The organism is Chryseobacterium oryctis (assembly GCF_025971925.1).
In the GTDB taxonomy this organism is placed as follows: domain Bacteria; phylum Bacteroidota; class Bacteroidia; order Flavobacteriales; family Weeksellaceae; genus Chryseobacterium; species Chryseobacterium oryctis.
On the sequence record NZ_JAPDHV010000004.1, the window covers coordinates 208,001 to 221,945 of the forward strand.

Genomic DNA, 13,945 nt, shown 5'->3' on the forward strand with positions numbered 1-13,945 from the left:
TTTCAATAAAGAAAAATCTAATTTTACATTTTAAAAATTTCCTTTGAACTACGCTCAAATCGTTTTACCATTAAATTTAAAAGGTTCTTTTACTTATAAAGTTCCTGATGAACTCATTTCTGATATTCAGGTCGGAATGCGTGTTCTGGTTCCTTTTGGCGGAAAGAAAATTTATACGGGAATTGTCTTTGAAATTCATCAGAATGCTCCGGAAAAATTTGTAGCAAAGGAAGTTATCGGTATTTTGGACGACAAACCTATTGTTCCGCAAGAGCAAATTAACTTCTGGAATTGGCTTTCAGATTATTATTTGTGTAGTTTGGGAGAAATTTATCGTTTTGCTTTTCCTTCTTCTTTGAAACTGGAAAGTGAAACGTATTTGAAAATTAAGCCTAATGTTCATATAGATTTTCAGAATCTTGATGTGAATGAAATGTATCTCATTCAGGCACTGGAAGTTCGTCAGTTGATAAATCTTACAGACATTGAAGCCTTTATTCCCAAAAAAGATATCATCAAAACTATTAATTCATTAATTGATTTACAATACATTGAAATTGATGAAAAAGTTGCGGAAAAATATAAAGCGAAAGAAGTAGCCTACGTAAAGATTAATGATGAGGTTTTAAAGTATCAGAATATTACCGAAATTCTTTTAACATTAAAAAGAGCGCAGAAGCAGAAAGACCTTTTCCTTCATATCTTAGAAAAACAGACTGAGAATCCGGATTTGCCGATAAAAAAATCTGAATTGTTTGAGGGCGGATACTTTGGAAATTCGCATTTTAAAGCTTTAGCGGATAAAAATCTTGTTGAAGAATATTATTTGCAGAAAGACAGAATTGAAAGCTATGAAGGTGAAATCGAACAAATAGAGCAGCTTTCCGAAGCTCAGATTATTGCAAAAAAAGAAATTGATGAAGCTTTTGAGGAAGGGAAAAATGTTTTGCTTCACGGTGTGACTTCTTCTGGTAAAACCCATATTTATTTAGAGAAAATTGAAGAATGTATTAATGAAGGGAAAAATGTATTGTTTTTACTTCCTGAAATTTCTTTAACCAAGCAGATTACTCAAAGATTAGAAAAAAAATATGGGAGACAATTAGGTTTTTACCATCAAAAACTGACCGATTTTGAAAGGGTGGAAGTTTGGAGAAGAATCAGACAAAACGATATCAAAATTCTTATCGGAACAAGAAATGCTTTGTTTTTGCCTTATCAGAATTTAGGACTGATTATTGTGGATGAAGAACATGATTCGGCTTATAAACCAAGAGAAGTTTCTCCTTATTTCAATGCTAAAGATTCAGCGTTGGTTTTTGGGAATTTTTATGGGGCAAATGTTATTTTAGGTTCTGCAACACCTTCTGTTGAAAGTTATTATAACGCCCGAAAGGATAAGATGAAGTATGTATTCCTTAATGAAAGATTTGGGAATGTAAAATTGCCTGAATATGAATTGATTAATTTTAAAGAAGCTCAAGATTCAAAAAAAGTTTCAGGAAATTTTTCTCTGCAATTGGTTGATTCGATTAAGAAAGTTTTAGACGAAAAAAATCAGGTGATTGTACTTCATAATCGTAGAGGATATGCCAATGTGGTTGAATGCGAATCTTGCGGATATGTGAATTATTGTTCTAATTGTGATGTGGTAATGACGTATCATAAGTCTACGAATGAGATGAAATGTCATTATTGTGGTCAAAGAGCATCAAAGCCTAAAACCTGCCCGAAATGCCACTCTGAAAACCTAAATGAAAGAGGAGTTGGGGTGGAACAAATACACGAAGAAGTTTCTAAATTGTTTCCTGATAATGAAGTTGACAGAATGGATGTAGATTCTATGAGGAAAAAGTTTGCTTACGAGAAATTGTATGAGAAAATTGAAGAAAGAGAAACAGATATTGTTGTTGGAACTCAAATGATTTCGAAAGGATTAGATTTTGATCATATCGAATTAGTCGCTATTCCAAAAGCAGATTCTTTATTGTATGTTCAGGATTTTAGAGCGGAAGAAAGAGCGTATCAACTTATTACTCAGGTCTCGGGAAGAGCAGGAAGGGTTTCTGGGAACGGTAAAGTTTTTATTCAGACTTATAATCCGGATCATTCTGTTTTTCAGTTGTTAAAAATGAATGAACCTGCAAAAGTTTATAAATATATTTTAACTGAACGCCAGAAATTTCATTATCCACCTTTCACCAAATTAATAATGATTGAACTTAAACACAGAAGAGAAGATAAAGTGAATAGAGCTTCTCAGTTTTTAGGTTCTATTTTCAGAAAATATCTTCCTGAAGATTGCGTTTTAGGTCCCGAAAAAGCGCAAATCGCAAGACTGAATAACCTCTATCAATTTCAAATTTTATTGAAACTTCCGCGAGGTAAAAAATATGAAGAATACAAGAAGTTGATTTTGATAAGTCTAAAAGAATTTGATGAAATTACTGCTTATCAAAGCATTAAAAAAGGCGTTTTTGTTGATTTTTAACAATTTTTAACAAACTTTATATTGTTTTATGGTGCCGCTGTAAACCTACTTATAGCAATATTTTCCTACTTTTGATCGTTTAATATGTGTTTTGGACTATAGATTTCAATTTAACCAATTGATTTTTACCTTATCCAAAACCATAGAAAAATGAAAAATAGATGGTAAATTTCAGAAAATATATTTCAAGCGTTGCGGTTTTAGCTTCAGGTTTTTTCCTTGCGCAATCTACCGTTTCTACAGTTCTATATTCTCAGGCTTACGACAATCAAAAGAGCAGTTTAAACTTACCTTCTCCTGTCACTTCGATGGTGGAGAAAACTATTTTGTCGTCTAAAGAACTTGTAGATATTAATGTAAACACAATGATGGCAGACCCTGTGCTGAAAAATGCAAATTGGGGATTTGTTGTGTATGACCCGAAAACAAAGAAAGTAATTTCTTCGTATAATGAAAATACACCTTTGGTTCCGGCTTCTACAACGAAATTATTAACTACAGAAACAGCTATGAGTTTGCTGGGTGAAAATTATCGTTGGATGACTCAGTTGGAATACTCAGGAAGTATTGACGAAAATGGGGTTTTAAACGGAAATCTTTATATTGTTGGAAGCGGAGATCCTTCTTTGGGAACAAACAAAGCCGGAGCTTGGTCTTACAGAGATATTGTTTCAGACTTCGTAAGCGGAATTTCTCGTGAGGGAATCAAAAAGGTAAATGGTGATATTATTATTCAGACAGCGCTTTTCAAAGGTAACATTGCGAGGCTTCCGGAAAATGTTGTTTGGCTTGAAAACAATAATTATTATTTGCCTGTTGGTACCACGAAAGAGATAAATCCTGCCAACGAAAAACTGATCGTTAAAAAAGGAGGCTTTTCTACTGAAAAGAAGTATTTCTATGTCTCTCCATATAATAATCAGATGGTTTATGCTGATAAATATGACGGAGAGGGAATTTTAACAACAAAATTACCGGATGCTCCGGCATATTTGGCAAATACATTCAGAACTACTTTGGTGAAAAGTGGGGTGGCTGTTACAGGGAAAGTGACTCCAAAAATGACAGATCCATCTCCTGAAAACAGAAAACTTGTTTCTGCTTACAAATCTCCAACATTGGGAGATATTGTTTATTACACAAATCAGCGTAGTGATAATTCTTTGGCGGAAGCTTTATTAAGAACAGTTGGTTTTCAAAGTTTAGGAGATCAAACCTCTGAAACTGGAAGAATTGTTGTTACTAATCATTTAAAAGAACAAGGTTTTGATATGGTTGGTCTTAATTATTCTGACGGAAGTGGACTTTCTAGGAGTAATAATGTGACGCCAATTTCTCAAGTTAAGTTTTTATCATCTTTAATGGATGAAAAATACTATAAAACTTATTTCAATTCATTACCAATCGGTGGGCAATCCGGAACGTTGAAAAGTATGTTTTTAGGTACAGGAAACGGGCAAATTTTTGCTAAAACAGGAACTTTGAATAAGGTGAAAACTTTAGCGGGATATTTGAAAACAAATTCAGGAAAAACATTAGCATTTTCTTTGATGGTTAATAATTATGCAGGTTCTGTAGATATGGTGAAGAAAAGAATGGAAAAAATTCTCGAACCGGCTTTAGATCTTTAGAAATATTTATTTAATATTATAAAAACCTTTTAATCAATGATTAGAAGGTTTTTTTTATCTTTGGTTTTATAATCTTCTGAATATGAGAAAACTTTATCTGTTAGTTTTAACCATTTTTGCATTTCATCAATATTATTCCCAGAATGAAAATATTGAAAGAAAAGGATTGATTACAAAAGAAATGAAATCATTTGCTAATAAAATGACGACTTATAATATCAATCCCAATACTTTAAATTACGATTTGCAGTATCAAAGGATGGATGTAAGTTTGGATCCTGCTGTATATAATATTTCAGGCTCGGTAACTTCGCATTTTAAACCCAATCAAAGTATGAGTAGTATCTATTTTGATTTGGCTAATACTTTGACGGTTTCTCAGGTTCAGTATCATGGGACAGATCTTGTTTTTCAGCAACTTTCAACAAAAGAAGTTAAGATTGATTTTCCGGCTTCACTTCCTGCTAATGTTTTAGATTCTCTGACCATTCACTATTCCGGACCTCCGGCTACCAATAATAATGCATTTTCAACGGGTTCGCAGAACGGAAACTTAATTTTAGCAACATTAAATGAACCTTATGGTGCTCAGGATTGGTTTCCTACGAAGCAGAGTATGAATGATAAAATTGATAGATTTGATTTTAAAATTACAACTCCCGACCAGTATAATGTTGCAGCAAATGGAAAATTGATGTCAGAAACTTTGCTTCCGAATAGCAAAAAACTGACTTTTTGGAGAACCGCGTATCCTATGGCGGCTTATTTGGTTGCTTTGTCAATTACAAATTTTGTGAAAGTGAATTCTACCGTAGGAAATCCACCTTTTCCTTTCGTGAATTATGTATATCCTACAACTTATAGCAATACTACAGCTATGGCTAATATAAACTGGACGGATGATGTGATGCAGCTTTTCGAAACTTATTTTGGAACATATCCTTTCAGAAATGAAAAATATGGACATATGGAGTTTCATTATAATGGTGCTTGTATGGAACATCAAACAATGTCTTCTATGAGTGGTTGGGATAAATATGTGATTGCTCATGAGTTGGCGCATCAGTGGTTTGGAGATAAAGTGACTTGCGGGGCATGGAATGATATATGGCTGAATGAAGGTTTTGCAACGTTTGGTGAACATTTGGCTCATGAAAAACTATTGATGTCTCATTCTCAGTTTATGACTTATTTGGCCAATCAAAAAGACTATATAACTCAAGTTCCTTCTGGAAGTACTTATGTTTCCGATGCAAATTTAGGAAATGTTGGAACTGTTTTTAGCGGAAGGTTTTCGTATGCAAAAGGAGCTTATATTTTGAGAATGATTAAATGGATTTTAGGAGAGAATACATTTTATCAGGCAATTAAAGATTATCATTCAAGGCCAAACTTGGCTTATAATTATGCTAAAACTCCAGACCTTTTAGCATCGCTTTTACAATCCACAGGAAAAGATTTTACAGAATTTTTCAATGACTGGGTATATGGGGAAGGGTATCCTACTTATGATATTCGATGGACACAATCTGCAGCAAATCAGAGTTTAACCTTTAAAGTTTCCCAAACACAAAGTAGTCCTACGGTTAGTTTTTTTGAAATGCCTTTACCTATAAAAGTGAATGGAACGGGAGGTCAGGTCGCTTATCTTACCTTGAATAATACTGTAAATAACCAATATTTTACTGAAGCTGTGTCATTTCCGGTTGCAAGTGTAGAGTTTAACTATGAATATCAAATGTTGGAAAGAAATTCTACAGTTACAAAAGATACTACTTTGAGTACAGTAAATGTAAATCTTGAGGGCTTTGCTTTATATCCAAACCCTGCCAAAAGCGAATTGTATTTAAGAGGAATCAATAAAGTAACAGATTACACGATTTATTTCATTGATGGAAAATTGGTTCAGAAAGGAATTTATCAGCCCGAAAAACCGATTGATATTCAGAAATTGATTCCGGGAACCTATATCTTTAAAATAGAAGATAAAAATATAAAATTTATTAAAAAATAAATTCTTGTATTTAGAATCAAAAAGACAGTTTCTTTAAAATTTTGTAGAAGCTGTCTTTTTTTTGTGTCTTTTTATTATATTTTCAAATAATGTATTATTTTTTTTAATTATTTATTTTTCTTTAATAGTAGTTTATTTTTGTATTTGGTTTAATTTAAATTTTTTAATCTATTTTCACTTATTTGTTATTTTTATTTTTAAATTGGTTTTTTAATTTATTTATTTTTGTTTATTTGATATTTTTTGATTGTTTTTGTTTGATTTATTTAATTCTATTTGTATATTAGAATGTTTGAAATAAATTAAATAACTATGAGAAGATTCTATTTTTCAACAATCCTTTTGGGGTTGTCATTCACTACAATTTTACATGCTCAGACACAGATTTCTTTTGAAAACTCTGAAGGTTATGCTTTAAGTACTATTAATGGGCAAAACGGATGGCAGGTATGGTCTGCTAATAATAACTTTCCTAGTACGGGGGTTACAGTAGTAAATACACTTTCTTCTAACGGAACAAATTCTGTACACATGGTTAGTAACGGGTCGGCACAGAATGAATGCGGTTTTAGAAAGGATATATCGTCATTTGTTACTGGAAATGATAATGAAATCAGTTTTGATCATTACATTGACGCTTTGGGAGGTTCTGGTTTTGGAATAGTGGTGTTTAAATCCACAAACACAACAATTGATTTGGCAAATTTGACGGCATATTTATCTATTGATTATCAAACAGGGAGGGTTGTTATTTTGAATCCAGCATCCAGTTTTGTTTCAACGAATACATTTATAAGTGCAAATCAATGGCATAGCTTTAAAATAGTGATCAAGAAGTCAACAAATATTCTTCAATATTATGTTGACGGCGCCTTAGTGTATTCTGGAACATTAGGAGCGAATAAAAATATTGGGGTTCTGGATTTTATTTTTAATGATAAAGGATCGGGATTCCATGTGGATAATGTGAAAGTTACAAATCTGGATAATTTATCTATTCATGAGATTTCTCAAAAAAATCAGGTCTCATTTTATCCAAATCCTGCTAAAAGTGAATTGTCTTTAAAAGGAATCAATAAAGCTGCAGATTATGCGATTTATTCGATTGACGGAAAACTGGTTCAGAAAGGAAATTATCAACCAGAAAAACGGATTGATATTCAGGAGCTAATTCCTGGTACTTATATTTTTAAAATTAATGACGAGAACATTAAATTTTTAAAGGAATAAATGAAAACAGGCAACTCAAGTGAGTTGCCTGTTCTTTTGAGTGTAAAGCAATAGTTAATGTTATATAATAATCTTTAACATGTTTAAATTGAAAAACTTTTTTGCTTTTTAATGGCTCGATTGGCCTTTCTTTTAGCTTTTCTTACTTTAAATTCAAACCATTTTTCTTTAAATAAATTTCTCATCATGTTGTCAAAATTTCTGATAAGAACAACGTTCCTAAATCCTCTCCATTTTTCAAGTAAACTTGAAGGTAAAGCTCTTATTGATACAGAATATCCTTCGGTTTCATATTGGATGTAATGCCACCATCCTGATGGTATATAGAGGGTTTCTCCTGGTTTTAGAATGGCTTCATAGCCGTTTAAGTATTTTAAAGCTGGAAATTCCTTGTAATCAGGTTCTTTAATATTTGCCAGACTATGGAAATTATATGGAAGTTTATACATTAAATCTGACTGTTCCCAAGGAAATAGCCATATTTTTTTGATGCCTTGAAATTGTGTAATAAAAACATGGGACATGTCGATGTCAATATGATTTCGGGTAATTGAACCCTCTCCTCCGAAAAACATGAAGGGTAGCCATTTTATAATTTTACCTTTTGTAACATCATTATAATGAATGTCATTCTTCAATTCTGGTTTTATATTGAGCAAATTAAATAAAAATAATCTGTGTTCGGTAGGAGTGGAGGTTATAAGGTCTAGGTATTCAGAGAAAGTTGTTTGAGTAATCGGTTTGCTGGCAACTCTGTCTAAAGACTCCAGCTCACTTCCATAGATGTTTACTTTATGGCTTCCTGCAATTTCTTTAAAATAGGTGTAATTCCATTTTTTGAAGGCAGGACTTTCTGCGTGTACAAAATTTTCTAATATCAAAGGCTTTCTTGGTTTCATATAATTTTTGAGAAAAGCTTCTGAAGATATCTTTTTGATTTTTGATACGGGTGACAATCTCATTTTTCTAAAATTTTGAGAGACAAATTTATTGATAGTCTATTAATTTTATAGACTATTAACGGAAATATTCTGATTTTATTTAAACGTCTAGTAATAAAAATTATAAAAGTGGTTAGTTTAGTACCTTTTTACTAAATTAGCGCATCTAAAAATTACTGAAAATGATCTCTAAAAAGTATCTTGAAAATTTACAAAATGAACTTCAGAATATCGAGAATGATGGGCTTTATAAAAGAGAAAGGATTATTACTTCTCAGCAAAGCGCAGAAATTGAAGCTAATGGTAAAAAATTATTAAACTTTTGTGCTAATAATTATTTAGGATTATCAAACAATCCGGAAGTAATGAAAGCTTCTCAGGATATGATAGAATCTCATGGATATGGTATGTCTTCTGTTCGTTTTATCTGTGGAACTCAGGATATTCACAAGCAATTGGAGCAAAAAATTGCTGAGTTTTTAGGTCTTGAAGATACAATTCTATATGCAGCGTGTTTTGATGCGAACGGAGGGGTTTTTGAACCTTTATTTACAGAAGAAGATGCTATTATTTCTGATGAACTGAATCACGCTTCTATTATTGATGGAGTACGTCTTTGTAAAGCAGCAAGATATCGTTATAAAAACAATAATATGGAAGATTTGGAAGCTCAATTGATTGCAGCTTCTGAAAAAAATCACCGTTTCAAAATTATTGTAACAGATGGTGTTTTTTCAATGGACGGAATTGTTGCAGATTTGAAAGGGGTTTGCGATTTAGCTGATAAATATGATGCGTTAGTAATGGTTGACGATTCTCACGCTACAGGTTTCATCGGAAAAACAGGTCGTGGAACTCATGAAGCGAACGATGTGATGGGTAGAGTAGATATCATTACTTCTACTTTAGGAAAGGCTTTAGGAGGTGCTTTAGGAGGATTTACTTCCGGGAAAAAAGAAATCATTGATATGCTGAGACAGCGTTCTCGTCCTTATTTATTTTCCAATTCATTAGCTCCGGGTATTGTTGGTGCGGCTTTGAAAGTATTGGATATGATTTCTCAAGACACATCTCTTCGTGATAAAGTAATGGAAAACGCAGAATATTTCAGAACAGAAATGAAAGCTAAAGGTTTTGATATTCCTGATGGTGATGCTGCAATTGTTCCGGTAATGCTTTATGATGCGCCTTTGGCTCAGAAAATGGCAGAAAAATTAATGGATGAAGGTATTTATGTGATTGGTTTCTTCTATCCTGTTGTACCAAAAGGAAAAGCCAGAATCAGAGTTCAGCTTTCTGCGGCTCATACAAGAGAACATTTGGATAAAGCTATTGCTGCTTTTGAAAAAGTAGGAAAAGAATTGGGAGTTATTTCTTAAAAAAAGTTAATCTCTACAATTGTAGAATAAAAAACAGAATTTCTTATATTTACAGAAATTCTGTTTTTATGAATAAAATATATGTTGTTTTGTCGCTGCTTTTATTGACAGTTTCGTGTAAAACCAAATTCAATCAGTATATAAAAGTTGACAAATTTCAGAAAAGGCATGGCAAATGGAAGGAAGAGTATTCTGCTGATAAAGGCACTCTCATTGCTGTAGGAAAATATAAATACGGTGAGAAAGTAGGAACTTGGAAAACCACTTTTGAAAACAAGTTATATCAAAAAGATAAAATTCGTAAGAATATTACCAAAACAAAGATGTATTTTCCGAACGGAAAAGTAATGGAAAGAGGGCAGTCAAGATTGGATGTTTCAACTAACGAACGGCATTGGTATTACTTCGGAGACTGGAAATTTTATAATGAAGAAGGAAAACTTTTATACATAAAAAAATATGAGGACGGTAGAAAGATTGACAGTATTTCCTTCATAAAATAGAAAATTTTAGAATGCTTTATACAATAATAAAGGCTTTACATATTATCTTTATGGTAAGCTATTTTGCGGGTATTTTTTATCTCGTAAGAATTTTTGTTTATTATAAAGATACTGACGAATTTGCTGAGGAAAAGAAAAATATTTTAAGAGAGCAATACACTTTCATGGCGAGAAGGCTTTGGAATATTATCACAGTTCCTGCAGGTGTTATTATGGCTGTATGCGGGTTGATAATGATATTTCTGAATTCAGGATTAATGAAAATGCCTTGGTTTCATCTGAAATTAACTTTCCTTATTGGTTTGGCGGTTTATCATTACTGGTGTTGGAAGAAAGTCTTAAAACTAAAAGAGCTCAACGGAAATACATTGGAATCTTCCAATATCAAGCTGAGACAAGCCAATGAAATAGCAACTTTTATTTTATTTTTGGTGGTATTTACCGTGATTCTAAAATCTACTGTAATTGAATATTGGTGGCAATTAATCACAGGATTTTTCGTTCTTGTATTTTTGATATCTATAACGGTGAAACTTGTAAATAAAAAAAGAAAATAATGAAGTTATAAGTTATGAATGATGAGTTATTAAATCAATAATTAACTTGAAATTCGTAACTGAAAACTTACAACTCATAACTATAAAACATGATTGCAATTTTAAAAAAAGAACTTTGGAGTTACTTTGGAAACTGGAGTGCGTGGGTTATCATCGCCGCTTTCAGTTTGATAAGTACTCTTTTTTTGTTTTTTTTCGATAATGATTCTAATATTTTTGAAATCGGATTGGCATCTCTACAAAGTTACTTTGTTTTGGTTCCATGGTTGCTGATGTTCATCATTCCGGCACTTTCTATGAAAACTTTTGCGGAAGAACAACAAACAGGAACATTAAACTGGCTGTTTTCTCAACCTCTGAAAGTAGCAGATTTGGTTTGGGGAAAGTTTCTTTCGGTTTGGGTGGTTGGAGTTTTATGTTTAATTCCGTCTCTCATTTATCTTTATACTGTTTATATTTTGGGAGTTCCTGCCGGAAATATTGATTTGGGAATGACTTTCGGAAGTTATTTCGGACTTATTATTTTAATCGCAACATTTTCTGGAGTTGGTATATTGGCTTCTTCTATTTCTCAAAACCAGATTATGGCTTATTTGTTAGGCGTTTTCATGTGTTTTATCATGTATTTTGGAATTGAGCAGTTGGCAAGTTATAAATTGTTGGGAGGAGCAGATTTTATTCTTCAAAATATAGGGTTTTATCAACATTTCTTAGGTTTTACGAGAGGTTTAATAGACTTTAAAGATGTTGCTTATTTTGTTTTTGTAATAGGGCTTACTTTGGTTTTGTCCAATCATTTTATTAATAAAAAGAAGTAAAATTATGAAGAAGATACAATTTAAATCTCCATTAGGAATTTTACTGTTCATCATCCTTCCGTTAGCTATTATTTTAGCAATTACAGGAATCAGATTGGATTTAACGAAAGAGAAACGATATACCCTTTCAGAAAATACCATTAAAGTATTAGAGTCGGTGAAAAAACCGGTTACAGTTGACGTTTATCTTGAAGGTGATTTCCCGGCAAGCTTTAAACAATTGCAAGGTGAGACGAAGTTTATGTTGGAGAATTTCAGAAAAATTAATCCAAAAGTAGATTTCAAATTTATTGATCCTATCAAAACCAAAATGTCTCAGGATACATTGATGGCGATGGGAATGCAGCCTTCTGTTTTGCCCGATGTAAAAGATGGAAAAGTTTCTCAGATTGTTTTGTTTCCATATGCTGTGGTAAAACAGGGTAATAAAGGTGTTTCTATTCCACTTGTGGTGCAGCAGACGGGAATTGATGCAGATGAACAGCTTAGAAAATCAATAGAAAATCTAGAGTATAATCTTATCTCAAATATCAAAAATATAGCTGTTGATAAGAGGAAGAAAATAGGTGTTTTGGTTAATCAGGATGAATTGAGACCAGATGAGTTTCAAGGTTTTATGAATTTAGCATTGGAAAACTATGATGCAGGGCCAATTATTCCTAAAAATCAAACTGAACTTTCTTTGGAAGATGTTCCTTTACTAAAGCAAATGAGCGCCTTAGTGATTGCAAAACCCAGAAAAGCTTTTACGGATAACGAAAAGGTGATTTTGGATCAATACATCATGAACGGAGGTAAAACGTTATGGATGATTGATGCTGTAAATGCTGAAATGGATACCTTGATGAGATCTCAAAAAGTAATGCCCTTTCCCATAGATGTTAATATGACGGACTTCTTTTTCAATTATGGAATCAGAATTAATCCTGCGTTGGTAAAAGATGTAAAAAAGTTTGCTTTATTAAAGTTAGTAACAGGAGAGGTAAGCGGAAATCCTCAGTTTACGTCTCTTCCGTGGCCGTATTATCCGTTAGGAATTGCAGAGAATAATAACCCTGTTACAAAAAATATCAATCCTGTAAAGTTTGAATTTCCAACTTCAATTGATACGTTGGGAGGAAGGAAAAATATTAAAACTAAAGTTCTTTTCGAATCCAGCGAAAGAACATTATTGAAGCAGGTTCCTAATTATGTTGAATTAAAAGAAGTTGCAAGTGTAGACAGCCTGGGGCAAATGGAAAAACCAAGTACTCCAAAAATTTATGCTGTTGCTTTGGAAGGTAAGTTTAACTCAGCTTATGCATCAAGAATCGAAAGAAAATCTTATCCAGGTTTTAAAGGGCAGAGTCCTGAAAACAAAATGATTGTTATTGCAGATGGAGATGTAGGGAGAAATAAGGTTGTAAAAGGAGAGCCTTTGCCTTTAGGAGTTGACTTAATGACGAATGAGCAATTTGGAAACGAACAGTTTTTAAGAAATGCGTTAGATTATTTATTAGATGATAGTAATCTAATTGATTTAAGAAACCGAAATATTGAAGAAAGACTTCTTGACAGGCACAGAATAAATGAAGAAAAATCAACGTGGCAAATGTTCAATTTGTTACTTCCACTAATTATTATTGGAATTTTGGGAGGTTTATTCTTCTGGCTGAGAAAGAAAAAATTTGGATAAAATAAAAAAGAGAAACCTTAGGTTTCTCTTTTTTGTATGAAAATTGCTTATAGTTTTCTTTTTTTACTTTCAATTTCAATGAATTCGGGTAAATAGTTAGGTGTACAACCTTTAGATACCATTTCGCCTTTATAAAGACTGGTTCTTTCTCCAAGTTCAATGCAGCGATCTCTATATTGTTTATCATATATACCAATCCAGCCTGCTGTGAAATTCATTGCCCATTGTACTTCAGGTCTTTCTTGGGCGATTTTATCTTCAATAACAGATAATAGGTATTCAGTATTTTCAGGAGGGGGTTGTCCCATCCACCTTAATCTTCCCTGATAATACCAAAAAATACGTCTTTGGAGAGAAGATGGGCTATTTTCCCAAGATTCAATCAAAGCGAGTGTTTTTTTGTTTTTAGTAAGTTGATTGGCCATCAACCAGTCAATTAATTGATTTCTTTCATCAAATGAGTGGTTCTGAATATCTTTGTCAAGTTCATCAATTACATCCTGTGAAAGAGTTTTATTATCCATGATTAAAATTGATAATAATCTAGGTAAAACCCTTCCGGAATGCCACAATTCCATCGCTAAAGAGTGATCCTTTTTGATTTCTTTTGCAATATTCCTTAGATCACCTAGTTTAGTTTTGTTATTTATTTCATTTAGGATATTTTCTGCTTTTGGAGAAATTTTCATGTCTGTTTTGTGGTTAA

The 13,945-nt window shown here is 32.5% G+C and carries 11 protein-coding genes; 9 read left to right on the forward strand and 2 right to left on the reverse strand.

All coding sequences use genetic code 11. The annotated features are described in order from the left end of the window. The first annotated feature begins 43 nt into the window (after positions 1 to 43). The 4 genes from priA (at position 44) to OH806_RS10710 (ending at position 7,366) form a co-directional block, all read left to right on the forward strand. Complete coding sequence (gene priA / locus OH806_RS10695; RefSeq protein WP_264743670.1) at positions 44 to 2,491, forward strand: replication restart helicase PriA; 2,448 nt, start codon at positions 44 to 46, stop codon at positions 2,489 to 2,491. A 161-nt stretch (positions 2,492 to 2,652) separates the two neighbouring features. Continuing rightward, complete coding sequence (gene dacB, locus OH806_RS10700; RefSeq protein WP_264743671.1) at positions 2,653 to 4,122, forward strand: D-alanyl-D-alanine carboxypeptidase/D-alanyl-D-alanine endopeptidase; 1,470 nt, start codon at positions 2,653 to 2,655, stop codon at positions 4,120 to 4,122. An 82-nt stretch (positions 4,123 to 4,204) separates the two neighbouring features. Continuing rightward, positions 4,205 to 6,136: a M1 family aminopeptidase gene (locus OH806_RS10705; RefSeq protein ID WP_264743672.1), complete on the forward strand. Its 1,932-nt coding sequence runs from the start codon at positions 4,205 to 4,207 to the stop codon at positions 6,134 to 6,136. 312 nt (positions 6,137 to 6,448) lie between these two features. Further along, positions 6,449 to 7,366, forward strand: a complete 918-nt coding sequence (locus tag OH806_RS10710) for a T9SS type A sorting domain-containing protein (protein WP_264743673.1) — start codon at positions 6,449 to 6,451, stop codon at positions 7,364 to 7,366. Positions 7,367 to 7,449: 83 nt separating this feature from the next. On the opposite strand, the gene OH806_RS10715 is transcribed toward OH806_RS10710, so the two are convergent. Continuing rightward, positions 7,450 to 8,328 carry a cupin-like domain-containing protein gene (locus OH806_RS10715; RefSeq protein WP_264743674.1) on the reverse strand — a complete coding sequence of 293 codons (879 nt, stop codon included), beginning with the start codon at positions 8,326 to 8,328 and terminating at the stop codon, positions 7,450 to 7,452. A gap of 161 nt (positions 8,329 to 8,489) precedes the next feature. On the opposite strand from OH806_RS10715, the gene kbl reads away from it, so the two are divergent. From kbl to gldG, 5 genes are all read left to right on the forward strand, one after another. Then, entirely contained in the window at positions 8,490 to 9,686 is a 1,197-nt protein-coding gene (gene kbl, locus OH806_RS10720) for a glycine C-acetyltransferase (protein WP_264743675.1), read from the forward strand. 68 nt (positions 9,687 to 9,754) lie between these two features. Beyond that, positions 9,755 to 10,189, forward strand: a complete 435-nt coding sequence (locus OH806_RS10725) for a hypothetical protein (protein WP_264743676.1) — start codon at positions 9,755 to 9,757, stop codon at positions 10,187 to 10,189. Positions 10,190 to 10,200: 11 nt separating this feature from the next. After that, a complete protein-coding gene (locus OH806_RS10730; protein ID WP_264743677.1) occupies positions 10,201 to 10,746 on the forward strand; it encodes a CopD family protein in 546 nt (181 codons plus the stop codon). A gap of 89 nt (positions 10,747 to 10,835) precedes the next feature. Next, positions 10,836 to 11,564 carry an ABC transporter permease gene (locus tag OH806_RS10735; RefSeq protein ID WP_264743678.1) on the forward strand — a complete coding sequence of 243 codons (729 nt, stop codon included), beginning with the start codon at positions 10,836 to 10,838 and terminating at the stop codon, positions 11,562 to 11,564. A gap of 4 nt (positions 11,565 to 11,568) precedes the next feature. Next, a complete protein-coding gene (gldG, locus tag OH806_RS10740) occupies positions 11,569 to 13,239 on the forward strand; it encodes a gliding motility-associated ABC transporter substrate-binding protein GldG (RefSeq protein ID WP_264743679.1) in 1,671 nt (556 codons plus the stop codon). A 47-nt stretch (positions 13,240 to 13,286) separates the two neighbouring features. On the opposite strand, the gene OH806_RS10745 is transcribed toward gldG, so the two are convergent. After that, a complete protein-coding gene (locus OH806_RS10745) occupies positions 13,287 to 13,928 on the reverse strand; it encodes a DNA alkylation repair protein (protein ID WP_264743680.1) in 642 nt (213 codons plus the stop codon). Positions 13,929 to 13,945: the final 17 nt, after the last annotated feature.

Excerpts from the sequence above, each read along its gene's own strand:
- dacB (WP_264743671.1), top strand. The coding sequence starts at position 2,653 with ATGGTAAATTTCAGAAAATATATTTCAAGCGTTGCGGTTTTAGCTTCA.
- OH806_RS10705 (WP_264743672.1), top strand. The coding sequence starts at position 4,205 with ATGAGAAAACTTTATCTGTTAGTTTTAACCATTTTTGCATTTCATCAA.
- OH806_RS10710 (WP_264743673.1), top strand. The coding sequence starts at position 6,449 with ATGAGAAGATTCTATTTTTCAACAATCCTTTTGGGGTTGTCATTCACT.
- OH806_RS10715 (WP_264743674.1), bottom strand. The coding sequence starts at position 8,328 with ATGAGATTGTCACCCGTATCAAAAATCAAAAAGATATCTTCAGAAGCT.
- kbl (WP_264743675.1), top strand. The coding sequence starts at position 8,490 with ATGATCTCTAAAAAGTATCTTGAAAATTTACAAAATGAACTTCAGAAT.
- OH806_RS10725 (WP_264743676.1), top strand. The coding sequence starts at position 9,755 with ATGAATAAAATATATGTTGTTTTGTCGCTGCTTTTATTGACAGTTTCG.
- OH806_RS10730 (WP_264743677.1), top strand. The coding sequence starts at position 10,201 with ATGCTTTATACAATAATAAAGGCTTTACATATTATCTTTATGGTAAGC.
- OH806_RS10735 (WP_264743678.1), top strand. The coding sequence starts at position 10,836 with ATGATTGCAATTTTAAAAAAAGAACTTTGGAGTTACTTTGGAAACTGG.
- gldG (WP_264743679.1), top strand. The coding sequence starts at position 11,569 with ATGAAGAAGATACAATTTAAATCTCCATTAGGAATTTTACTGTTCATC.
- OH806_RS10745 (WP_264743680.1), bottom strand. The coding sequence starts at position 13,928 with ATGAAAATTTCTCCAAAAGCAGAAAATATCCTAAATGAAATAAATAAC.